We start from the raw sequence: 22429 nt of genomic DNA on the forward strand, positions 1-22429 counted from the left end.
GCGGCGGACCGACCCCGACACCCGGCGCAAAATCAACCGCGCCGCAGTCATTCGACGGTACACCCTGTGTACGCGGAGCGAGCCCGCGAGCCCCACCCCTACCGCGTTCACCCGCCCGTCTGGCCGGCGTGGCCACGAATTGACGCCCGACGCGCCCGTCCCGGTCGGTCAACCCGGGACGAAAACCCCGGGCGCGGACAGCATCCGCGCCACCAATCCATACGGTAACGGGGATTCCTGAAAGTGCGCTGTACGCCTCCGGCGGTAATCAGGATCGGGCATAGACCTCGGGCTTGAGCACCCCGACGTACGGCACCTCGCGGTAGCGCTCGGCGAAGTCCAGGCCGTAGCCCACGACGAACTCGGTCGGGATGTCGAAACCGACGTACTTCACCGGCACCGGGACCTTCACCGCCTCCGGCTTGCGGAACAGCGCCACCACCTCGACGCTGGCGGCCGAGCGCGATTCCAGGTATCGCAGCAGCCAGGACAGGGTCAGACCGGAGTCGACGATGTCCTCCACCACGATCACGTGCCGGCCGGCGATGTCCCGGTCCAGATCCTTGAGGATCCGCACCACGCCGGAGGAGGTGGTCCCCTGCCCGTACGAGGAGATCGCCATGAAGTCCAGCTCGACCGGCGGGCCGTGCCGGCCGATGGCCCGGGCGAAGTCGGCCATGAACATGGCCGCGCCCTTGAGGATGCACACCAGCAGCAGGCCGTCCGGCACGTCGGCATGGTCGGCGGAGACCTGCTTGGCCAGCTCGGCCGTCTTGTCGCGGATCTGGGTCTCGGAGATGATCACGTGGTCGATGTCGGCGTCGTACCAGGAGCCGTCAGCCATGCTCCTAGCCTGCCGTACGGCCGCGCCGCCGCGCCGCCGGGGCACACCTTTTGTTTCGCCCGCCACGCCCGATCCGCCCGTCCGCGTCCGGCCGCGGCCCGCCACGGGTCCGGCAGCGGCCCGCCACGCGGCCGGCAGCGGCCCGCCACGCGGCCGACAGCGGCCCGCCTCGGGACCGTCAGTGGCCCACCGCGGTCCCGTCGGTGCGCGGCTCGGACCCGGCCACGTAGCCGCCCGGGCCGCGCCAGATGGCCTGGCCGTGCCCGAAGACGGCCGCGTCGGGCGGCACGGTGACCTCGTGCCCCCGCCCGCGCAGCCCGGCCACCAGGTCACGGCCGCCGGGCCCGTCGACCATGGCCGACTCGACCTGTACGGCCCGGCCGGCGTGCCAGTACCACCGGGGAAGGTCGAGCGCCGCCTGCGGATCGAGCCCCCGGTCGACGGTGGCGCTGATCAACTGCACGTGGCCCTGCGGCTGCATGTGCCCACCCATCACCCCGAACGGGCCGACCGGCTCGCCGCCCCGGGTCAGGAAGCCCGGAATGATCGTGTGGAACGGGCGCTTCGCCGGGCCCACCGCGTCCGGGTGCGCCGGGTCGAGCCGGAACGCCAGCCCCCGGTCCTGCAGCCCGAAGCCGTACCCGGGCAGCACCACGTGCGAGCCGAAGCTCAGGTAGGTCGACTGGATCAGGCTCACCATCATCCCGGCGCCGTCGGCCGCGCACAGATAGACGGTGCCGCCCCGGCCCGGCTCGCCCGGCACCGGCAGGGCGGCCCGCGCGCCGACCAGCGCCCGCCGGCCGGCCACGTACGCCGGGTCCAGCAGGTCCGCGCCGGACACCCGCATCAGGTCCGGATCGGTGACGTAGGCGTGCGTGTCGGCGAAGCCCAGCTTCACGGCCTCGATCTGCCAGTGCGCCCACTCCGCCGGCGGCATGCCCGCCGGGTCCACCCCGTCGAGGATGGCCAGGGCGAGCAGCGCCGCCACGCCCTGCCCGTTGGGTGGCAGCTCCCACACCTCGTGGTCGCGGTAGCCGACCCGGAGCGGTGCCACCCAACTCGACCGGTGCGCGGCCAGGTCGTCGCCGCTGAGCAGGCCGCCGGTGCGGACCGAGTACGCGTGCAGCGCCGCGGCGATCCGGCCCCGGTAGAAGTCCTCGGCCCCGCTGCCGGCGATCCGCCGCAGCGCCTCGGCGGCGCCCGGGTTGCGCCACCGCTCGCCCACCCGGGGCGCCCGCCCGCCGTCGACGGTGAACACCCGGGGCCACTCGGCGAACTCCGGGCCGGCCAGCCCGGCGTGCACGCGTACGGCCAGGTCCCAGGCCCGGGCCACGTACGGCGACACCGGGTAGCCGTGCTCCGCGTACCCGATGGCGTCGGCGAACAGCTCGGCGAACGGCAGCCGGCCGAACCGCTCGTGCAGGTCGTGCCAGCCGGCGGGGGCGCCGGGCACGGTCACCGGCAGCCAGCCCCGGGCCGGCATGGCCGGGCCGCTGGCCTGCCCACCGCCGAGCGCGGCCACCGGTTCGGTCCCGGCCCCGGCGGCGGCCAGCACCGCGGCCCGGTCCAGCGCCGCGGGTGAGCGGCCGGAGCCGTTCAGCCCGTGCAGCCGGTCGCCGTCCCAGACCAGGGCGAACAGGTCGCCGCCGATGTCGTTGGAGCCGGGCTGCACCACGGTGAGCGTGATGGCGGCCGCCAGCGCCGCGTCCACCGCGGTGCCGCCGCGGCGCAGCGCCGCGAGGCCGGCGGCGGCCGCGAGCGGCTGGCTGGTGGCCACCACCCCGTTGGGTGCGTACAGCGGCGGTCGCGGCTGGGACATCCGCTCTGTCTAGCCGATCAACCCGGCCCGGGCCACCCCGCCCACCGGCCGTGCTCAGTCGGTCACCGGCACCAGCCGGCCGGCGCGCCGGGCCACCCGGATCGCCCCCGGCAGGTGCGTGGGCCCCTGCCCGCGCCAGCCGGTCACCAGCGCGTCCAGCGCCCGGACGTGCCGGTGCGACAGCGCCGCGCCCGCGGCGCCCAGCTCGCGGCACCAGGCGTGCAGCACCCGGCCCCGGACCGCCACCGGCAGCCCGGCCAGGGCGGCCACCGACAGCCCCGCCGGGCCGTCCCCGGGCGGCGTCCGCGCGGCCGCCAGGGCCCGGGCCGCCAGCTCGTCCAGCGTCGCGGTGTCGGCCGCCAGCAGTTCGGCGGTACGGGCCAGATTGTCCAGGACGGCCGGCCCGAGCGCGGCGGTCAGCGCCGGCAGCGCCTCGGCGCGCACCCGGGCCCGGGCGTACGACGGGTCGGTGTTGTGCGGGTCCTCCCACGGCGACAGCCCGAGGGCCGCACACGCCTTGCGGGTCTGCTCCCGGGTGACCGCGAGCAGCGGCCGGACCAGGCGTACCCCGTCGAGGCGCCGGACCGGCGGCATGCCGGCCAGGCCCCGCGGCCCGGCCCCCCGGGCCAGCGCCAGCAGCACGGTCTCGGCCTGGTCGTCCCGGGTGTGGCCGAGCAGCACGGCCACCGCGCCGCGCCGGCGGGCGGCCGCGGTGAGCGCGGCGTACCGGGCGTCCCGGGCGGCCGCCTCCGGCCCGCCGGGCCGGCCGGCCACCCGGACCGGCACCGCCTCGGCGGGTGCCAGGCCCGCGTTCCGGCCCCAGCGCGCCACGGCGTCGGCCCGCTCGGCCGAGCCGGGTTGCAGCCCGTGGTCGACCGTCACCAGCCCGGCCGACCGGCCCAGCCGGGGCGCCACGAAGGCGGTCGCCTCGGCCAGCGCCAGCGAGTCGGCCCCGCCCGAGCAGGCCACCAGCACCGGCCCCGGCTCGGGCAACGCGGCCAGCGCGGCGCGGACCGCGGCGCGCACCGCGGCCACCGGCGGCGCCAGCGGGGCCATCCCGACCGGTCCGGTCAGTCGCCGGCGAGCAGCGGGCCGCTGTGCACCCGCGCCACCCAGGCGTCCGGATCGGACAGCTCGCTGAGCTTCGGCATGGTCAGCGGCGAGCTGAACACCTTGTTGAAGCCCGCCATCCCGACCCGCTCCACCACGCCGTGCACGAACTTGCGGCCCTCGGCGTACTGGCGCATCTTCACGTCGATCCCGAGCAGCTTGCGGATCGCCTTCTCCAGCGGGTTGCCGGACTCCCGGCGCTGGTTGAACGCGGCCCGGATCCGGTCCACGCTGGGGATGACCTGCGGGCCGACCCCGTCCATCACGAACTCGGCGTGCCCCTCGAGCAGCGTCATCATGGCGGTGAGCCGGTCCAGCACGGCGCGCTGGCCGGGCGTCTGCACGATGTCCAGCACGCTGGCCCGGCTGTCCGGTTCGCGTACCGAGTCGGCCAGCGTGGCCACCCCGCGGCGCAGCCGGTCCAGCAGGTTCTCGCCGCCGGTCTGGGCGGCGTCCACGAACGCCTGCACCTCGCCCAGGAAGTGGCCCCGCATCCAGGGCACGGCGGTGAACTGGGTCCGGTGGGTCACCTCGTGCAGGCAGACCCAGAGCCGGAAGTCGCGGGGGTCAGCGCCCAGCTTGCGCTCCACCTCGACGATGTTGGGCGCCACCAGCAGGAGCTGACCCGGCTCGCTGGAGAAGACCTCGTACTGGCCGAGCACCCGGCCGGACAGGTACGCCAGCACCGTGCCCGCCTGCACCCCGGTGAGCCGGGAGCCGACGGCCTCGGTCACCGGGCCGGGCCGCTTGTCGGCGGCCAGCCGGGACACCAGCGGGGTGATCACCTCGCGCAGCCCGGCGATGTTGGTGGCCGCCCAGTCCCGGCGGTCCACCACGCGCACCGGTGGGTGCGCCACCTGGGAACGCAGTCCGGTGTAGTCCATCACGTGCCCGGCCGCCTCGTCGGTCAGCCGCCGGAGGTCGGCCACGACGGCGGTGGCCTCCTCGTACGACACCTTCGGTCCCGACTTGCTGAGGGCCCCGGCGGTGGCGGCGGCCAGATCCCAGTCCACGAACTGCGCCATGTCCTTACCGTACCCGGGCCGCGACACCCCGCCCGGCGACGCGGAGGGCGACCAACCGGTCACGGAAGGCCCCCACCCGCGCCCGCAGCCGGCCGCCGCCGGCGGCCGGGCCCCGGCCCCGGCCGGAACGGCTAGCGGCAGCCGCACCCGGCCAGGGTGACGGCGATGCGGTCGAGCCTCGCCTCGGCGGCCGGCGAGCCGGCGGTCACGCCGTCGGCCAGCGCCGCGAACGAGAGCAGCCGGCCGTCGACGGTGGTCAGCACGCCGGCGATCGCGTTCACCCCGGTCAGGGTGCCGGTCTTGGCCCGCACCACCCCGGCGCCCGCGGCCGTGCCGGAGCGGGCCGTGAAGCGCTCGCCGAGCGTGCCCGACCAACCCGCCACCGGCAGGCCGGTGACCAGGCTGGTCAGTTCGGGCCGCTTGCCGCTGCCGGCGAGCGCGAGGGTCTGGGCCAGCAGGTCGGGGCTGAGCCGGTTGTTCCGGGACAGCCCGCTGCCGTCGGCCAGGCTGCTCTGGTCGGCCGGCAGGCCGAGGTCCGTCAGGGCCGCCCGGACGGCGGTCGCCGCGCCGGCGAACGAGGCCGGCTGGTTACGGGCCAGGGCCACCTGCCGGGCGAGCGCCTCGGCCACCACGTTGTCGCTCTCCGAGAGCATGAAGTCGACCAGCCGGACCATCGGCGGCGACTCGACCCGGCCCAGTTCGGCGCCGGGCGCCGGCGAGCCGGCGCCGGGCGACGCGGCGGCGGACCCGCCGGGGGCGGCCGGCGCTTGGCCCTGGCTGACCGCCTCGGCGGGCAGCCCGAACAGCCCCGCGAAGGACCGGCCGGCGGCCAGGTCGGGCGCCGAGACCCGGGGCGTCATGCCGGGCGGCGCCTTCGGGTCCACCCGCGCGCCGTCGGTCATCAGCGCGGTGGCCGCGGCGCCGTAACCGGCGGTCGCCACGTCGCCGTCCCAGCCGGGCCCGAGGACCGGACCGGAGTACAGCGAGCCGTCCAGCACCACCTTGCTGGGTGTCGCCCCGCCGAGCGCCTTGCGCACCTGGTCGGCGAGCCGGTCGAGCCGGCCCGCCCCGGGGTAGTACCCGGTGCCGTTGATCGCGAGCGTCGGGTCGCCGCCGCCGACCAGCACCACCTCGCCGGGCGTCGCGCCGGCCACCACCCGGGTGGGGATCCGGTACGCAGGGCCGCGGCTGGCCAGCACCGTCACGGCAGTGATGATCTTCGTGGTCGAGGCGGGCACGGTGGCCAGGTCGCCGCCGTGGTCGTACAGGGTCTGGCCGGTCACCGGGTCGAGCACGGCCACGTTCAACCGGCCGCCCAGGGCCGCACCGGTGACCAGGCCGTCAATGGCGGACCGGACCCCGTCGGGGGTGGGCTCGGGCGCGCCGGCGCCGAGCGCGGCGAGGACCGGCGGCGGCGTCGGCTCGGCGGCCTCGCCGGCCGCGGTTCCGGCCCGATCCGCGGCGCGCCAGCGGACCACCGCGACGCCGCCGACCACCAGGATCGCGGCGAGCAGCACCGCCAGCGCCGCGGTGCGGCGTACCCGCCGCCGGGGCCGGCCGGCCGCCGGACCGGGTCCGCCGGGCGGCCGGGAGGCGGTCGCGGGACCGCCGCCGGTGGCCGGTGGGCCGCCCCCGGACGGCCCGGCCGGCGACGCCCCCGCCCGACCGACGGGATGGCGCGGGACCGCCGAGCGGCCGGCGGAGGCGTCCATGGGCGGCGCCCAGCCGGCGGCCGGCCCGGGGCCGCCGGGACGGTTCGCGGCGGGGCCCGCGCCGGGCACGGCGACCCGGCCGGCGGCCGCGCCCTGACCCTCGGCGGCCCGGGGCGGGGCGGAGCGCCGGTCCGGCGCGCTCCGCGCCGGTGGTCCGCCGGCCGGGCCGCGGTCGGCGGCCGGGCCGCGGTCGGCGGCCGGGCCGCGGTCGGCGGCCGGGCCGCGGTCGGCGGCCGGGCCGCGGTCGGCGGCCGGAGCGGACCGACCGGAAGGACCGGAAGGAGCGGAAGGAGCGGACCGACCGGAAGGACCGGACGGACCGGGCGGCACCGACGCCCGGCCGGCCGGGGCGCCGGGTGGGTTGCCCGGCCGGCGCGCCGGATCCCCGGCGGAACCGCCCGGGCCGCTGCCGCGGCCGTACTCGCCGGGCGGCCCCGAGCCGGGTCGACCGGGCATGCTGGGCCGGAAGCCGCCGGGACCGGGCGGGTCGGCCCACGAGATCGGCGTACGGCCGGTGTCCCCCGGCGGACGCTCCGGACCGGGTACGCTGGCCCGGCCGCGCGCGCCGGACATCTGGGACGAAGGGTATGATTGGCCCGCACCCGGCCCGCCGGCTCGCGGATCCCGGCGGACCGGTTCCGTCGTTCCACCGCCGGCCGGCTCAGCGCCGCCCGACGGTCGGTGTGAGTCTTCCCTCCCCACCGGCCCCTCCTCCCGCGCCCCGAACCCGCTTGGGTGACACTACTTGCGTCCGAACCCGCTGCGGTGTCCGGAGCAGGTCCGCTGCGGCGATTGCCGCGCCGCGGCCGCCGCAGGGTCCGAAAGCCAGCGTGGGCAGACGAGGAGCGTGAGATGGATTTCGACGTCACGGTTGAGATCCCGAAGGGTCACCGCAACAAGTACGAGGTGGACCACGAGACCGGCCGGATCCGGCTGGACCGAACGCTCTTCACTTCTACCCAGTACCCCGCCGACTACGGCTTCATCGAGGGCACCCTCGGCGAGGACGGCGACCCGCTGGACGCGCTGGTGCTGGTGCCCGAACCCACGTTTCCAGGGTGCCTGATCCGCTGCCGCGCCATCGGCATGTTCCGGATGACGGACGAGAAGGGCGGCGACGACAAGGTCCTCTGCGTCCCGTTCGAGGACCCTCGCCAGGAGCACCTGCGCGACATCCACCACCTCGGCGAGTTCGACCGGCTGGAGATCCAGCACTTCTTCGAGGTCTACAAGGACCTCGAGCCCGGCAAGTCGGTCGAGGGGGCCACCTGGGTGGGCCGGGTGGAGGCCGAGGCCGAGATCCGGGTGTCCTACCAGCGCGCCGCCGACGCCGAGGCGTCCCGGCGCACCGCCGGCGGCAGCGACGCGGCGCACTGACGCCACCCCGGCCGGCCGACGCCGGCCGGCCGACGCCGGCCAGCGGCGCGGCACGCTGCCATCCCGGCCGACACCGGCCGGCGGCGCGGCACGTTGCCGGTCGTGGCGGCCGATCAAGCAGCCGCCGGTCAACCGAGCAGCCCGCGGGCCCGGCCATAGAGCCCGAGCACCGCGCAGGCCACCGGCACCACCGAGACCACCAGCGCCGTGTCGGTCAGGTCGGCCGCCCGGGCCAGGTACGGCGTGGGCGGCCGCCGGGCGTACGTCGCGCCGGCCGCCACCACCAGCAGGGTGCCCAGCGCCGCACCGGCCACCAGGACCGGACGGCCGGCGCCGGCGGTGGCTCCGGCCAGGGCCGCACCCACGGCCACCGCGCCGGCCATGCCGGCCGCCAGCAGGGGCACCCGGTGACGCCGGCTCGCGAACAGCCGGCTGCGCAGCAGCAACACGGCCGAGCCGATCGCGGCGAGCAACTCACCGGCCGGCCCGCCCCGCAGCACCAGCAACACGATCGCGGTCGACGCGACGGAGGCCACCCCGAGCAACATGCCGGTCAGCAGCTCCTCGGTCCGGGCCACCGCCGCTGCGACCCGGACCCGGCGCGGCACGGCCCCGACGATCGGGTCCGCCGGCCCGGCCGGCTCGCCCGGGGGCCGTGCCGGCCGCTCCGGAGGGGCGGCCGTCGTGCCCGCCGGCCCGGCGGGCGGCACGATCGGCGGCAGCGGTAGCCGGCCCAGCCGGATGGCCAGCAGCGGCGTGGCCCCGACGCCACAGACCAGGGCCGCCAGCAGCACCGCGGCCACCCCGGCCGTGGGTAGCCCGAACCCGGCCACCGCGGCCGCCGAGCCGAGCAGCCCGGTCGTGGCGCCGGCCGCGAACACGCGCAGCCCGGCCGCCACGCCGACCGCGGCCAACACCGCCGCCAGCAGCAGCGCCGCCGAGCCGGCGAGCAGCTCCGGGGCGCCCAGCCAGCTGACCGCGCCGAGCGGGCCGACCCGGTCGCCGGTGGCCACCAGGAGCGCACCGCCGGCGAAGGCGTACGGCAGGGCGTAGCCGGCCAGGGTCGTACCGGCCGCCCCCGCGCCCAGCCCGCGGGCCGCGGCCACCGCGGCCACCAGCAGCCCGGTGGCCGCGCCCAACGCCAGCGGAGCGCCGGCCGACCAACCCGGGCCACCGCCGAGGACCGCGAGCAGGCCGACCAAGGCCGGCGCCGCCGCACCGGCCAGCGCGGCGGTACGGGTGGCCGCGCCGTCCCAGCCACCCCCGCGGCGCCGGGCGCCGTCCGCGATGGCCTCGGCCACGTCGTCGTACTCGGGCTCGGGCCAGCCCGTACGGGCCGGGACCAGGTGCAGCACGTCCCCGTCGCGTACGCCCTGCGGCGCCAGCGGCCGCCCGCCGGACAGCGCGCCGCCGCCGGTACGCCGGAGCACCCAGCCGCCGTGCCGCTCGCCCGCGTCGGCCAGCCCGATCCCGGCGTGCCGCAACAGCTCGGGCAGCAGCTCGGCCACGGGCAGCTGATCCGGCAGCGCCACGTCCAACCGCCGGCGCGGCGCGTTGATGGTGACCCGGGCGAGTCCCGTACTCATCGGTATTCCTCCATCCGATGGCTGCGCGACGCCCGCACTTTACCTACTATCGGTCGGGTTCGGGTTACCCAGCGAACACGCCGGGACGTCCGCCGGGCCGCCCGGTGGACGCGCCGCCCACCGGTGCGGGAGGTCCGCGTCAGCGTGAGCACCATCGTGGTACGCCGACCGCCGCGCCAGCCCGGTCCGGAGCTGCCCACCGGGGAGCTGGCCGTGGCGGCGCCGCCGGAGATTCCCGAGGTGGCCGGCGGGCGGTGGCAGCAGGCGATGATGGTGCTGCCCATGGTCGGCGGCTCGGTGGCGATGGCCATGATGTTCGGCCGCGGCGGCGGGGCCTACTCCTACCTGGTGGGCGCCATGTTCGGGGTCAGCTCGCTGGCCATGCTGGTCACCTCGTGGGGCAGCTCGGCCGGCGCCCCGCGGCGCGCCGAGCTCATCGCCGCGCGCCGGGACTACCTGCGACACCTGGCCGGGCTGCGCCGGCAGGCGCGGGACACCATCGAGCGGCAGCGCGCGGCCCTGTTCTACCGCCATCCGGACCCGGGCCAGCTCTGGTCGACGGCGGCCAGCCAGCGGATCTGGGAGCGGCGCGCGGGCGACCCGGACTTCGGCGTGGTCCGCGTCGCCACCGGCCCGCAGTCGCTCGCCACCCCGCTGCTGCCCCCGGCCACCCGGCCGCTGGACGAGCTGGAGCCGCTCACCGCCGGGGCGCTGCGCCGGTTCCTCGACACCTACTCGGTGGTGCCGGACCTGCCGGTGGCGGTGTCGCTCCGGGCCTTCGCCCGGATCGTCGTCCGGGATCCGGCCGCTGCCACGGCGACGGACGTCCGGGCGATGGCCGACACCGGCGGCCGGTCGCTGGTCCGGGCCCTGCTGGTGCAGCTCGCGGTCTTCCACGCCCCGGACGAGCTGATGATCGCGCTGTGCGCCGGGCCCGAGCGGCGCGCCGCCTGGGAGTGGCTGAAGTGGCTGCCACACGTCCTGCACCCCACCCGGGTCGACGCGCTCGGGCCGGTCCGGCTGGTCACCAGCTCGCTGGCCGAGCTTGAGGGGCTGCTGGAGGACGTGCTCGGCAGCCGCTCCCGGTTCAGCCCGCTCGGCCCGGCCACCAACGGCCCGCAGCTGCTGGTCCTGCTGGACGGCGCGGACATGACCGGAGCGACCGCGCTGACCGGCGAGGGCGGCATCGACGCGGTGACCGTGCTCGACCTGGACGCGCCGGCGCCGCGGCCGGATCCCGGCACGCTCGCGCTGGAGCTGCGCGGCGACCGGCTGTGCACGCTCACCGCGGACGGGCCCGTGGAGGTCGGTACGCCGGACCGGCTCGGCGTGGTCGAGGCCGAGGCGGTGGCCCGCCGGCTCGCCCCGCTGCGGCTGGCCGCCGCCCCCGGGCGCTCGGGTCCGGCCCGCCCCGACCCGGGCCTGGCCGAGCTGCTCGGCGTCGGCGACCCGGAGTCGTACCCGCTGGCCCGCTCCTGGACGCGCCGTCCCGAGCGGGACCGGCTGCGGGTCCCGATCGGGATCGGCGCCGACGGCGGCGCCGTCGAGCTGGATCTCAAGGAGTCCGCTCAGGACGGCATGGGCCCGCACGGCCTGCTCATCGGCGCCACCGGGTCCGGCAAGTCGGAACTGCTTCGCACCATCGTGCTGGGGCTGGCCGTCACGCACTCGTCGGAGGAGCTGAACCTCGTCCTGGTCGACTTCAAGGGCGGCGCCACGTTCGCCTCGCTGGACCGCCTGCCGCACACGGCCGCGATGATCACGAACCTGCGCCAGGAGCTGCCCCTGGTGGACCGCATGGTCGACGCCATCAACGGCGAGCTGGTCCGCCGGCAGGAGGTGCTGCGCCGGGCCGGCCTGGCCAGCCTGCGCGACCACGACCGGGCCCGGGCCGGCGGCGCGGCGCTGGCCCCGCTGCCCACCCTGCTGATCGTCTGCGACGAGTTCTCAGAGCTGCTGGACGCCAAGCCGGACTTCATCGAGCTGTTCGTCCAGATCGGACGGGTGGGCCGGTCGCTCGGGGTGCACCTGCTGCTCGCCTCGCAGCGGCTGGAGGAGGGCCGGCTGCGCGGCCTGGAAACGCACCTGTCGTACCGGATCGGCCTGCGCACCTTCTCGGCCCTGGACTCGCGGGCCGTGCTCGGCGTGCCCGACGCGTACGAACTGCCCCGCGCGCCCGGCCACGGCTTCCTGCGGTACGGCACCGAGCCGCTGGTGCGGTTCACCGCCGCGTACGTCTCGGGTCCCCGGCCCCGACCCCGGCCCCGGCCGCTGGCCGGGCCGGCGGCCCCGCCGCGGATACAGCGCTACTCGACCCACTTCGTGGCCCCCTCGGCGCCGGCGCCGGAGCAACCGCCGGCCGAGCCCGGGGAAAGCCTGCTGGAGCTGCTGGTGGCCCGGATGGCCGGGCAGGGGCCACCGGCGCACCGGGTCTGGCTGCCGCCGCTCGCCGCCGCGCCCGCGCTGGGTGAGCTGCTCGGGCGGGTCACCGCCGAGCCGGACCGCGGGCTCACCGTGGCCAACCCGGAGCTGCGGGGCCGGCTGGAGGTGCCGGTGGCGGTGGTAGACAGGCCGTACGAGCAGCGTCGCGAGCCGCTGTGGCTGGCGCTGCACGGCGCGGCCGGGCACGTGGCGGTGGTCGGCGGCCCGCAGAGCGGCAAGTCCCAGCTGCTGCGCACGCTCGTCTGCGCGCTGGCGCTCACCCACACGCCGGCCGAGGCGCAGGTCTACTGCCTGGACTTCGGCGGCGGCTCGCTGGCCGGGCTGCGCGACCTGCCGCACGTGGGCGGGGTGGCCGGCCGGCTGGAGGCGCCCGCCGTGCGCCGTACCGTGGGTGAGGTGGCGGCCGTGCTCGCCGAGCGGGAGCGGTCCTTCGCGGCGGCCGGGATCGAGTCGATGACCGCGTACCGCGCCCGGCGTACCGCGACCGGACCGGACGCTTCCGCGGACCCGGCGGTCGGCGGTGACCGGTTCGGCGACGTCTTCCTGGTGGTGGACGGCTGGCCGACGCTGCGCGGCGAGTACGACGACCTGGAACCGATGATCACCGATCTCGCGACCCGGGGCCTCTCCTACGGCGTGCACGTGGTGGCCAGCGCGCCGCGCTGGCTGGACTTCCGGCCGGCCATCCGCGACCTGTTCGGCGCCCGGCTGGAGCTGCGCCTCGGCGACCCGACCGACTCGCTGGTGTCCCGGCAGGCCGCCGCGAACGTGCCGGAGAAGTCGCCCGGCCGGGGCATCACGCCGGACGGGCTGCACCTGCTCGGCGCGCTCCCCGCGCTGGCCGCCGGCGCCGACCCGGCCGAGCTGGTCTCGGCGGTCCGGGCCAGCTGGGCGGGGCCGCCGGCGCCACCGGTCCGGCTGCTGCCGCCGGTGCTGCCGTACGCCGAACTCGACCAGGCGGACGCGACCGGCCTGCGGTTGCCGATCGGGCTGGCCGAGGCCGACCTGCGGACGGTGGCCCTGGACTTCGCCGCCGAACCGCACTTCCTGCTGTTCGGGGACGCCGAGTCGGGCAAGTCCTCGTTCCTGCGCGCCCTGGCCGCCTCGGTGGTGCGCCGGTTCGCCCCCGAGCAGGCCCGGTTGATCCTGGTGGACTACCGGCGCAGCCTGCTGGGCGCCGTCGAGACCGAGCACCTCATCGGGTACGGCACGGCCGCGGCGGCCAGCACCGAGCTGCTCGAGTCGGCGGCCGGATACCTGCGACGCCGGCTGCCCGGCGCGGACGTCACGGCACCGCAGCTGCGGGACCGGTCCTGGTGGACCGGCCCGGAGCTGTTCGTGCTGGTGGACGACTACGACCTGGTGGCCGCCGGGCCGACCAACCCGTTGCGGACGATCGAGGAGTTCCTGCCGCAGGCCCGGGACGTCGGCCTGCACCTGGTGCTCACCCGGCGCACCGGCGGCGCCGCCCGAGCGCTGTACGACCCGGTCATCCAGCGGTTGCGGGAACTCTCCGCGCCCGGGGTGGTGCTGTCCGGGGATCCGGACGAGGGGCCGCTGCTCGGCCCGGTCCGGCCGGCCACGCTGCCGCCGGGCCGTGGTTGGTTGGTCACCCGGAAGGCAGGGGTACGGCTCATTCAGCTGGCATATCTGCCCCCGCCCTGAGGAAGTACTGCGGTTCGGCCCGCACCCGGCCGGAAACACGCTAACCTCCCCTCAGCACGTGTCCGTTGGATGGATTGGCAACGATGTGACTGGGCGGTGGCGTGGTCGAGTGCACGCCGTCTGGCGGATGGCCGCCGCGGCGCTGCCGACCCTGACCGCGGTCACGCTCGTCGCCGGACCGGCCGGGGCGGCCCCCGCGCCGACCGCTGCGCTGACCTCCGGAGCGCGTGCGTCGACCACCCTGGTGAGTTCCCTGCCGGCGGGTCGCCGGCAGCCGGCGTTGCCGCTGCTCGGCGACCCGGTCCGGCAGGACCAGTGGCAGCTCAAGGAGATGAACGCCCAGCGCGCGTGGCAGCTGTCCACCGGCAAGGGCGTCACGGTGGCGGTCGTCGACTCCGGTGTGGACGGACGGCACCCGGACCTCACCGGCCAGGTGCTCCCCGGCACCGACCTGGTGCGCGGCGCGGGCGACGGCCAGACCGACCCGGTCGGGCACGGCACCACGGTCGCCGGCCTGATCGCCGGCCGCCGGGACGACGACCGGGGCGTGGTGGGGCTGGCGCCGGACGCCCGGATCCTGCCGGTCCGGGTCCTCGACGAGGAAAACCGGTACGACGACGCGCTCATCGTGGCCCGCGGCGTGCGCTGGGCGGTGGACAACGGCGCCAAGGTGATCAACATGTCGCTCGGCGGCAACGGCGACAGCCCGGCGCTGGCCGCGGCGATCGACTACGCCTTCGCCAAGGACGTGGTCGTGGTGGCCTGCACCGGCAACCTGGCGCCCAGCTCACCGGTGGACCGGGTCTGGTATCCGGCCCGCGAGCCGGGCGTGCTCGCGGTCTCCGGCCTGGAGCGGGACACCAACGGCCTCTGGTCGGGGTCGATCGACGGGCCGGAGACGGCGCTGAGCGCCCCGGCCAGCGGCCTGGTCGGGGCGCGGCCCGGCGGCTACTGGCCGGTCCAGGGCACCAGCTTCGCGGCGCCGATGGTCTCGGCCACGGCCGCCCTGCTGCGGTCCCGCTGGCCGGCCATGTCCGCCGCCGACGTGGTCAACCGGCTCATCTCGACGGCCCGCGACCTCGGCCCTCCGGGCCGGGACCCCCAGTTCGGCTTCGGCCGGGTGGATCCGGTCGCCGCGCTCACCGCACCGGTGCCGCGGGTGACCTCGAACCCCCTGGACGACCACGTGTCGCCCGGCACCGCCGGCTTCGGTCCGGCGCCCGGCACCATCCCGGCGACCGAGCCGCCGGCCCGGCAGCTGGAGATCGGGCCGTCCGAGCGGCCGCGCTGGGCGGCCCGGGCCGCGGGTCAGCCGGCCGAGCAGGACGCCCATCCGGGCTGGGGCTGGTTGCTGCTGGTCGTGGTGCTGGGGGGCGCGGGGACCGTGGAGCTGATCCGCCGCCGCCGTACCCGCTGACCGCCGCGCCGCCGGCCGCCCGTGCCGGCGGGTTGCATCCGGACTCAGGTGCAGTCGCCGGTTCCGGTGGCCCGGGTGTTGTCGGCGCCCGCCGTGGCCACCGGTGCCGCCTCGGCCGCGGTGACCGCGAAGCCGGTGTTGCGGTCGTCGGCGGCGGCCGCGAAGATCACGCCGAGCACCTGACCGGTCGCCGACACCAGGGGGCCGCCGGAGTTGCCGCTCCGGACCAGCGCGCGGATCGTGTAGATCTCCCGGGTCACGTCCCCGGTCGAGTAGATGTCCGGGCCGGTGATCCGGCCGACGTCCCGGACCCGGGCCGGGCGGGCGTCGTACGGGCCGTCCAGCGGGTAGCCCAGCACGATGGCGTCGGCGTTCGTGTTGGCCGGCCGGGGCGCGAAACGCAGGACCGGCGCCCCGATCCCCGGCGCGTAGATCACCGCGAGGTCGCGCTCGGGGTCGTAGACCACCACCCGCCCGGAGTGGCGCTCCCCGTCCACCTCCACCGACACGCTGCGGGTGCCGGCCACCACGTGGGCGTTCGTCATCACCCGGTTGGTGGCGTACACGAAGCCCGAGCCCTCGATCCGCCGCGAGCAGCTCGGCGCCGTACCGAGGACCTTCACCACCGACCGCTGGCTGCTGGCCACCACCCGGGAGTTCCGCAGGGTGGGGTCGGGCGGGGCGACCTCCCGGGCCCGGGTGGGGGTGAGCCCGTTGAACACGTCCGGAAAGCCGTTGGTGTCGACCGTGTCGCGCAACGCGTTCGACAAGGCCTGCGCCTGTTGCGGCAGCACCCGGTCCACCACGCCGAGCAGCGCGCTGTTGCGGACCGAGCTGGCCAGGCCGGGCAGCGACGACGACCCCAGCGGTACGGCCACCAGCCAGGCCACCAGCAGCACCGCGAAGATCGACACGAAGGCGCCACCGACGTCGTCGACCCGGCGGGCCACCCGGTTGGTGATGGCGTGGCGCAGGTGCGAGCCGACCCAGCCGGCGCCCGCCTGGCCGATCACCGCGAGGCCGAAGATGGTCACCAGCGAGACGATCACCCGCATGGACGGGCTCTCGAACTGCCGGGCCAGCATCGGCCCGAGCTGCAGCCCGATCAGCGCGCCGAGGAAGAAACCGGTGAACGAGAGCACGCCGATGACGAATCCCTGCCGGTAACCGCTGATCGCGAAGGCCAGCATGAGCACGAGCAGCACCACATCCACCGCGGACACCCGTCCAATGTACGGGTGCGCCGCCGCGACGGGCGCAGGCCCTCGCGAGCGACGCGCCCGGCCCGGTTGAAGCGGGCGCAGCGCCCGGCCGGGTTGATCCGGGCGCAGCGTCCGGCCGGGTTCAACCGGGCAGAGCGCCCGGCCGGGTGCAGCGCCCGGCCCGGCTGGTCCGGGCGGATGGTCAGGGCAGCGGCCCGGCGACGCCCTCTCCGGCCTGGGGGCCGGCGGCCGGCGCGGGCGGCGGCGGCAGCTCGCCGATCCGGTCGAGCGGCCACGGCCGGGCCCAGCCGCCCATCTCGAGCAGGCTGGCCAGCACGCCCGCGGTGAATCCCCAGACCAGCATGCCGCGCACCTGGAAGGCCGGCCCGATCCAACCGCTGGGGTGTCGCAGCCGCAGTCGGTTGTCCGGATCCACCAGCTCGGCCACCGGCAGCCGGGCGACGTGCGCCACCTCGGCCGGCTCGCGCGGGTGCACCGGGTGGGGCCGGTGCCACCAGGCGAGCACCGGGGTGACCACGAAGTCGCTCACCGGGATCCAGAGCCGGGGCAGCTGCGCCAGCACGGTCACGGTGGCCGGGTCCAGCCCCACCTCCTCGCGCGCCTCCCGCAGGGCCGTCGCCGACGGGTCGGCGTCGCCCGGGTCGGCCGCGCCGCCCGGGAACGCCGGCTGGCCCGCGTGGTTGCGCAGCGTCGCGGCCCGCTGCATGAGGAGCACGTCCGGCCCCGCGCCGGGCGCCTCGCCGAACAGCACGAGCACGGCGCTCTCCCGGCCGCCCTTCTTCGGCGTACGCAGCCGGGTGAAGTCCTCGGCGCGGGCCGCGCGGGCCCGTTCGGCCAGGCCCCGGGCCCAGTCCGGCGGTTGCGGGACGGACGCCTCGGCAGACCCGGTCACGACGGCACCCGGACGCCCAGATGCTGTCGCACCAGCTCGGCCAGCGTCGCGTCGTCGAGGGCGCCCGCGTCGTGCAGGTAGCTGATCCGGCCGGACGCGTCCACCAGGATCGTGCTGGGCAACCCCCGGCCACCGGCCCGGATCCGCAGCTCCTCGTTCCGGTCGACCAGCGTCGGGAAGGTCACGCCGAGGTCGCCGGCCAGCCCCGCCGCGGCATCCCGGTCGTCCCGGGTGTCGACGCCGATGACGTGCAGCGTCCCGCCGGTCCGCGCGGCCAACCGCTGGAACGCCGGCAGCTCCTTCCGGCACGGCGAGCACCACGCCGCCCACAGATTCAGCACGGCCGGGCCGCGGATGGCGTCGAGCCGTACGTCGGGGCCGCCGGCGAAGCAGGGCAGCGTCAGATCGGGCAGCGCCTTGGCGGCCGGCTTGGCCGACGGGGGTGCGGCGGCCGGCGTGCCGGCGGGCGACGCGGTCAGCGCCGCGCAGCCGGCGAACGGCGCCGGCGGGGTGACCGGGACGCCCGGGCGGCCGCCACCGGACCAGCAGCCGGCCACGACCAGCAGGAGCGCCGGCAGCAGGGCCGCAACAACACCCCGCCGGGCCCTCATGGTGCCTCCGCCGCCACCGCGCGCGCCGGGACCAGCGCCGGATCGAGGCCGGCCCGCTCCGCCAGCTCGTGTGCCCGGGGACCCTTCAGCAGCTTGGCGGCGGCCGCTCCATCGGTGGGTCCGGTCCCGTACGACGGGCAGAGCTTGGCCAGGGTGCAGGCCCCGCAGGCCGGCGTGCGGGCGTGGCAGACCCGCCGGCCGTGGAAGATCACCTGATGGGAGAGCAGGGTCCAGTCCCGCTTCGGGAACAGCGCGCCGATCGCGTGCTCGATCTTGACCGGGTCGGCCTCGGCGGTCCATCCCCAGCGCCGGACCAGGCGCTGGAAGTGGGTGTCGACCGTGATGCCGGGGACGTCGAAGGCGTTGCCGAGAATGACGTTGGCGGTCTTGCGCCCGATGCCGGGCAGCGTCACCAGGTCGTCGAGCCGGCGCGGAACCTGACCGTCGAACCGCTCCACCAGCGCCTGACCCAACTTGATCAACGAATCCGTCTTGTTGCGGAAGAAGCCGGTCGACTTGATCATGACTTCCAGCTCGGCGCGGTCCGCGCCGGCGTAGTCGGCCGCCGTGGGATAGCGGGCGAACAGCTTCGGCGTGACCTCGTTGACCTTCTTGTCCGTGCACTGTGCGGACAGGATGGTGGCCACGGCCAGCTCGAGCGGACCGGAATGGTCGAGCTCGCAGTGCGCGTCCGGATGGGTCTCGGCGAGCACCCGGGCCATCCGGCGGGCCCGCCGCTTCCGTCCGAGGTCGGTCTCGCGCTGCTCGTTCACGCCGGCCAGCCTACGTCGGCGCTCCGACAGGACCGCCGGCTCAGCCCGCGGCGACGGGCGAGATCCGGCCGCGGGCGTCCAACCGGGCGCCGCTGCTCGGAAAGTCCCCGCTGCTCAGCTGCCGGACCAGCGCCAGGCCCCGGCCGGCGGCGTCCGGCACCGGCCGGCCGGCCGAGTTCAGGTTGGTGGAGGTGAACGTGCCGCCGGCCCAGGCGCCGTCGGGCCGGAGGGAGACCTTCAGGATGCCCGCCAGCCCCAACCGGCCGTTCCGGGACAGCGTGCCGCTGCCGCCGGCGAAGTTGCCCAGGCTGTAGGCGATCAGCCGGTCCCGGTAGAACTCCATTCCCCGCAGCACGTGCGGCGAGTGCCCCACCACGAGGTCGGCGCCCGCGTCGATCACGGCGTGCGCGAACGCGATCGGGTCGCCGCGGTTCTCCCCCAGGTACATCTCGGTGCCCGGCCGCACATGGATCTTGTCGGCGCCCTCGGCCCCCATGTGTACCTGCACCACCACCAGGTCGGCGGCCTCGTCGGCCCGCCGCACCAGGTCGGCCGCCGCGCCGAGGTTCAGCGAGCTGTTGTTCCACGGGTACGGAGAGAAGCCGAGCACCGCCACCTTCACCCCGCCGGCGGTCACCACGGTGATCTCGCCGGGCGCCCCGGTGTGCTTGAGCCCGTGCTGGTCCAGCGTGGCGCTGGTGTTCCGGTAGCCCGTAGGGCCGAAGTCGTTCCCGTGGTTGTTGGCCTGGTTGAGCACCGTGAACCCGGCGTCGACCAGGTGCTGCGCGTAGCTGGGCGGCGCCCGGAACTGGTGACAGTCGTCGGAGCCGGCCCCACACTTCCCGGTGCCGGTGTCGTCGGTCAGCGGCTCCTCGAGGTTGCCCATCACGACGTCGGCGGCCAGCGCGGCGCGTACCGGGGCGAAGAAGCCCTTGCCCCCGCCGGCCGGCAGCCGGTCCGGAGCGTCCCCCATGATGATGTCGCCGGTGGCCGAGAGCGAGATCGTCCGGCCCGCCGGGGCCCCGGTCGGGCCGGGCGCTCCGGCGCCGGTCCGAGTCGGCGCCGGGGAGCCGCCGCCCTGGCCCGACTCCCACCGCGCTGCGCCGTCGTCCCCGCCGCCACACCCGGCCGCCACCGCGAGCAGCAGCCCGAGCAGGACGGCCGCCAGCGCCCGGCGGCGCGGGCGGGAGCTGGCGGGACGCGCGAAGGACGGGTACCTGGACATCGGCGCCGACCCTACCCGGGGAGGCGGGACGGCCACAGGCCCGTTCCGCCGGATCGGGGCACAAACCGGTCGGACCACGGCACCGCCGCCGCCCGCCCGCCGTCGAGGACCGCCCGGCGTACGGCCCGGGCGAGCGGCGCGCCGTACCGGGACCGGGGACCGCCGTACGCCTCGACCGGGCCGGTCGGCGCGCACAGCACGGTCACCGCGTCGGTGGCGGTGCCGGTGGCCGGCAGCCCCAGCTCCCACAGCGCCTGGGCCTTTGCCTCGGTGGCGGTGGCCACGGCGTTCACCAGGGCGGCCGCCGACAGCCGCGCGGGCACCATGGCCACGATGTTCACCGTGCCGACGCGCGGGCCGGACCCGGCCGGTCCGCTCGACCCGACCGATCCAACCGCGCCGACCGACCCGCTCGACCCGACCGGCCGGGCCGCCTCGACCGGTCCGGCGGGGACGGCCTCGTCGGCGGCCCAGATCGGGGCGCCCAGCCCGACGGTGGCCCAGACCCGCACCCCGGCAGCCTCGGCGGGGACCACCTCGGCGACGTCCACCCCGGTCAGGTGCCCGACGCCCGGGCCCGACAGGTCGAGACCGGCGGCCAGCTCCATGAGGTGCCGGTCCGGGTCGTTCCGGTCGTACGACATCGGGACGGTCGCGTTCAGCACCCAGCCCCGTACGCCGATCCCGCCGCCGAGCGGCGCCGAGCTGATCGCCGGCAGCCCGGCCGGGGCCCGCCAGACCAGCAGGGGAACCTCGTGGCCGCCCTCGAAGCGGACGGTGAGCAGGGGATCGGACAGCACGGACCGACCCTACGGGGCGGCGCGGCCCCGGCGGGAACCCGCCGGTTGGTCGACCGGGCCGGAAAGGGTGGATGATGGAGGCTGAGATCGACAAACGGGTTCGGTGGCCAGCCTCTATTCCCCGGGGTGCGCCTCCGAATACTGCTCACGTGCGCCTAGACTGGCGGCGCGCGGCGATCAACGGCCGACGAACCGGTCGACGGACGGCACGTGCAGCGGAGGTGCGCGATGGACGAGGTGTTGGCCCGCAGCGGGATCTTCCAGGGTGTCGACCCGGAGGCGGCCGAGGCGCTCGCCAAGGAGATGGAGACGATCGACGTCCGCAAGGGCGAGGTCGTCTTCAATGAGGGTGAGCCGGGCGACAGCCTCTACATCCTGCTGAGCGGAAAGATCAAGGTGGGCCGCCGGGCGGCCGACGGGCGGCAGAACCTCATCGCCGTGATGGGCCCGTCCGACATGGTGGGCGAGTTGTCGCTTTTCGACCCTGGCCCGCGCACCGCGACGGCCACCGCCGTCACCGACACCCGCCTGGTCCGGCTGCGCAAGCAGGCCCTGCGGCCGTGGCTGAGCAACCGTCCCGAGATCGCCGAGCAGCTGCTCCGGGTGCTGGCCCGCAGGCTGCGCCGGACGAACGACTCGCTGGCCGACCTGATCTTCACGGACGTGCCGGGCCGGGTCGCCAAGAACCTGCTGCAGATGGCCGGCCGGTTCGGCACCAGGGACGGCGGCGTGCTCCGGGTGACCCACGACCTCACCCAGGAGGAGATCGCCCAGCTGGTCGGCGCGTCCCGGGAGACCGTGAACAAGGCGCTCGCCGACTTCGCCTCGCGCGGCTGGCTGCGCCTGGACGGCAAGAGCATCATCATCCTCGACCCGGAGCGGCTGGCCCGGCGCGCCCGCGTCTGAGCGACCCACCCGGTTCTCCAGCGGACGTACGGGCCCCCACCATCGCCTCCGGCGCGGCGGGGGCCCTTCCGTACCCGGTCCGCCGTTCTGCCCTGAGCTAACCGGGCTGGACGCGGGTCCGGGCCGGTCGGCATGGTGGGCCGATGCTGAACACCGTCGCCGTGCTCTCGGACATCCACGGGTCGCTCCCGGCGCTGGAGGCCGTGCTGGCCGAGCCCGACGTGGCCGCCGCCGACGCGATCGTGCTGACCGGGGACATCGCCTCCGGCCCGCAGCCGGTGGAGGTGCTCGACCTGCTCGTGGGGCTGGGCGAGCGGGCGCACTGGGTGAACGGCAACGGCGAACGCGAGCTGGTGGAGGCCCGCGCCGGGCGCGAGCCGGAATATCCCGAGTCGCGCTGGGCCGCCACCCAGCTCCGCGCCGACCAGGTCGCGCTGCTGGCCGCGCTCCCACCGACCGTCACGCTGCCGGTACGCGGGCTCGGCCCGGTGCTGTTCTGCCACGCCACCCCGCGGGACGACGAGGAGATGGTCCTCGTGGACAGCCGGCTGGAGCGCTGGACTGAGGTGCTCGCCGGCGTGCCCGACGAGGTCCGGACGGTGGTTTGCGGGCACACCCACATGCCGTTCGTCCGGCTGGTGGACCGGCGGTTGATCGTCAACCCGGGCAGCATCGGCATGCCGTACGGACCGGCCGGCGCGCCCTGGGCCCTGCTCGGGCCCGGCGTCCAGCTGCGACGCACCGAGTTCGACCTCGACGCCGCGTGCGCGCGGATCAGCGCGGAGTCCGGGTACGCGGGGGCAGCGGAGTGGGCCGACGAGTACGTCCGGGCCCGCCACAGCGACGTGGACGCCCTCACCGCCTTCGCCCCCCGCGACGGCCGCTGACCCCCCACCCCACCCACCCACCCGCTCCGTCGATCTTGCACTTTTGGCCCTGATAAACCGGTATTGAAGCCGCATAACGGGGCCCACAACTGCAAGATCGCGGGAGAGGAGGGCA

17 protein-coding genes are annotated in these 22429 nt (G+C 76.4%); 5 read left to right on the plus strand and 12 right to left on the minus strand.

Annotated elements, in window-relative coordinates:
- Window positions 1–268: 268 nt before the first annotated feature.
- From hpt to dacB, 5 genes are all read right to left on the minus strand, one after another.
- Window positions 269–844 (minus strand): hypoxanthine phosphoribosyltransferase, encoded by a 576-nt coding sequence (gene hpt / locus ACFFHU_RS28695; protein ID WP_377343565.1) that lies wholly within the window; start codon window positions 842–844, stop codon window positions 269–271.
- Between the two features lie 178 nt (window positions 845–1022).
- Window positions 1023–2663, minus strand: coding sequence for a gamma-glutamyltransferase family protein (locus tag ACFFHU_RS28700; protein ID WP_377343566.1), 1641 nt, complete (start codon window positions 2661–2663; stop codon window positions 1023–1025).
- 54 nt (window positions 2664–2717) lie between these two features.
- Complete coding sequence (gene tilS / locus ACFFHU_RS28705; RefSeq protein WP_377343567.1) at window positions 2718–3719, minus strand: tRNA lysidine(34) synthetase TilS; 1002 nt, start codon at window positions 3717–3719, stop codon at window positions 2718–2720.
- A gap of 14 nt (window positions 3720–3733) precedes the next feature.
- Window positions 3734–4798 (minus strand): Rv3626c family coenzyme F420 biosynthesis-associated protein, encoded by a 1065-nt coding sequence (locus ACFFHU_RS28710; protein WP_377343568.1) that lies wholly within the window; start codon window positions 4796–4798, stop codon window positions 3734–3736.
- Window positions 4799–4929: 131 nt separating this feature from the next.
- On the minus strand, window positions 4930–6510 hold the full coding sequence (dacB, locus tag ACFFHU_RS28715; RefSeq protein ID WP_377343653.1) for a D-alanyl-D-alanine carboxypeptidase/D-alanyl-D-alanine endopeptidase: 1581 nt from the start codon (window positions 6508–6510) through the stop codon (window positions 4930–4932).
- Between the two features lie 852 nt (window positions 6511–7362).
- Between dacB and ACFFHU_RS28720 the strand changes: the two genes are divergently transcribed.
- Complete coding sequence (locus ACFFHU_RS28720) at window positions 7363–7887, plus strand: inorganic diphosphatase (RefSeq protein ID WP_377343569.1); 525 nt, start codon at window positions 7363–7365, stop codon at window positions 7885–7887.
- 128 nt (window positions 7888–8015) lie between these two features.
- Here ACFFHU_RS28720 and eccD read toward each other — a convergent pair whose 3' ends face one another.
- Complete coding sequence (gene eccD, locus ACFFHU_RS28725; protein WP_377343570.1) at window positions 8016–9473, minus strand: type VII secretion integral membrane protein EccD; 1458 nt, start codon at window positions 9471–9473, stop codon at window positions 8016–8018.
- 144 nt (window positions 9474–9617) lie between these two features.
- On the opposite strand from eccD, the gene eccCa reads away from it, so the two are divergent.
- Both eccCa and mycP read left to right on the plus strand, forming a co-directional pair.
- A complete protein-coding gene (gene eccCa / locus ACFFHU_RS28730) occupies window positions 9618–13580 on the plus strand; it encodes a type VII secretion protein EccCa (protein WP_377343571.1) in 3963 nt (1320 codons plus the stop codon).
- Between the two features lie 73 nt (window positions 13581–13653).
- Complete coding sequence (gene mycP / locus ACFFHU_RS28735) at window positions 13654–14997, plus strand: type VII secretion-associated serine protease mycosin (protein WP_377343654.1); 1344 nt, start codon at window positions 13654–13656, stop codon at window positions 14995–14997.
- Between the two features lie 44 nt (window positions 14998–15041).
- Here the strand turns inward: mycP and ACFFHU_RS28740 are convergent, their stop codons facing one another.
- The 6 genes from ACFFHU_RS28740 to ACFFHU_RS28765 form a co-directional block, all read right to left on the minus strand.
- Window positions 15042–16220: a MarP family serine protease gene (locus tag ACFFHU_RS28740; protein WP_377343572.1), complete on the minus strand. Its 1179-nt coding sequence runs from the start codon at window positions 16218–16220 to the stop codon at window positions 15042–15044.
- A gap of 181 nt (window positions 16221–16401) precedes the next feature.
- Window positions 16402–17112, minus strand: coding sequence for an NUDIX hydrolase (locus ACFFHU_RS28745; protein WP_377343573.1), 711 nt, complete (start codon window positions 17110–17112; stop codon window positions 16402–16404).
- Window positions 17109–17723: a TlpA family protein disulfide reductase gene (locus tag ACFFHU_RS28750; RefSeq protein ID WP_377343574.1), complete on the minus strand. Its 615-nt coding sequence runs from the start codon at window positions 17721–17723 to the stop codon at window positions 17109–17111. The genes ACFFHU_RS28745 and ACFFHU_RS28750 overlap by 4 nt, the downstream gene beginning before the upstream one ends.
- A complete protein-coding gene (gene nth / locus ACFFHU_RS28755) occupies window positions 17720–18526 on the minus strand; it encodes an endonuclease III (protein WP_377343656.1) in 807 nt (268 codons plus the stop codon). The genes ACFFHU_RS28750 and nth overlap by 4 nt, the downstream gene beginning before the upstream one ends.
- A 10-nt stretch (window positions 18527–18536) precedes the next feature.
- Window positions 18537–19721: a CapA family protein gene (locus ACFFHU_RS28760; RefSeq protein WP_377343575.1), complete on the minus strand. Its 1185-nt coding sequence runs from the start codon at window positions 19719–19721 to the stop codon at window positions 18537–18539.
- A gap of 11 nt (window positions 19722–19732) precedes the next feature.
- Window positions 19733–20521 (minus strand): adenosylcobinamide amidohydrolase, encoded by a 789-nt coding sequence (locus ACFFHU_RS28765; RefSeq protein WP_377343576.1) that lies wholly within the window; start codon window positions 20519–20521, stop codon window positions 19733–19735.
- Window positions 20522–20749: 228 nt separating this feature from the next.
- Between ACFFHU_RS28765 and ACFFHU_RS28770 the strand changes: the two genes are divergently transcribed.
- Both ACFFHU_RS28770 and ACFFHU_RS28775 read left to right on the plus strand, forming a co-directional pair.
- On the plus strand, window positions 20750–21427 hold the full coding sequence (locus ACFFHU_RS28770; protein WP_377343577.1) for a Crp/Fnr family transcriptional regulator: 678 nt from the start codon (window positions 20750–20752) through the stop codon (window positions 21425–21427).
- A 143-nt stretch (window positions 21428–21570) separates the two neighbouring features.
- Entirely contained in the window at window positions 21571–22314 is a 744-nt protein-coding gene (locus ACFFHU_RS28775; RefSeq protein ID WP_377343578.1) for a metallophosphoesterase family protein, read from the plus strand.
- The last annotated feature ends 115 nt before the right edge of the window (window positions 22315–22429 follow it).

Source organism: Plantactinospora siamensis, assembly GCF_042434095.1.
Taxonomy (GTDB): Bacteria; Actinomycetota; Actinomycetes; order Mycobacteriales; family Micromonosporaceae; genus KBS50.

Excerpts from the sequence above, each read along its gene's own strand:
- dacB (WP_377343653.1), bottom strand. The coding sequence starts at position 6,510 with ATGGACGCCTCCGCCGGCCGCTCGGCGGTCCCGCGCCATCCCGTCGGT.
- hpt (WP_377343565.1), bottom strand. The coding sequence starts at position 844 with ATGGCTGACGGCTCCTGGTACGACGCCGACATCGACCACGTGATCATC.
- ACFFHU_RS28710 (WP_377343568.1), bottom strand. The coding sequence starts at position 4,798 with ATGGCGCAGTTCGTGGACTGGGATCTGGCCGCCGCCACCGCCGGGGCC.
- ACFFHU_RS28720 (WP_377343569.1), top strand. The coding sequence starts at position 7,363 with ATGGATTTCGACGTCACGGTTGAGATCCCGAAGGGTCACCGCAACAAG.
- ACFFHU_RS28775 (WP_377343578.1), top strand. The coding sequence starts at position 21,571 with ATGCTGAACACCGTCGCCGTGCTCTCGGACATCCACGGGTCGCTCCCG.
- eccD (WP_377343570.1), bottom strand. The coding sequence starts at position 9,473 with ATGAGTACGGGACTCGCCCGGGTCACCATCAACGCGCCGCGCCGGCGG.
- ACFFHU_RS28750 (WP_377343574.1), bottom strand. The coding sequence starts at position 17,723 with ATGAGGGCCCGGCGGGGTGTTGTTGCGGCCCTGCTGCCGGCGCTCCTG.
- ACFFHU_RS28770 (WP_377343577.1), top strand. The coding sequence starts at position 20,750 with ATGGACGAGGTGTTGGCCCGCAGCGGGATCTTCCAGGGTGTCGACCCG.
- tilS (WP_377343567.1), bottom strand. The coding sequence starts at position 3,719 with ATGGCCCCGCTGGCGCCGCCGGTGGCCGCGGTGCGCGCCGCGGTCCGC.
- ACFFHU_RS28700 (WP_377343566.1), bottom strand. The coding sequence starts at position 2,663 with ATGTCCCAGCCGCGACCGCCGCTGTACGCACCCAACGGGGTGGTGGCC.
- ACFFHU_RS28760 (WP_377343575.1), bottom strand. The coding sequence starts at position 19,721 with ATGTCCAGGTACCCGTCCTTCGCGCGTCCCGCCAGCTCCCGCCCGCGC.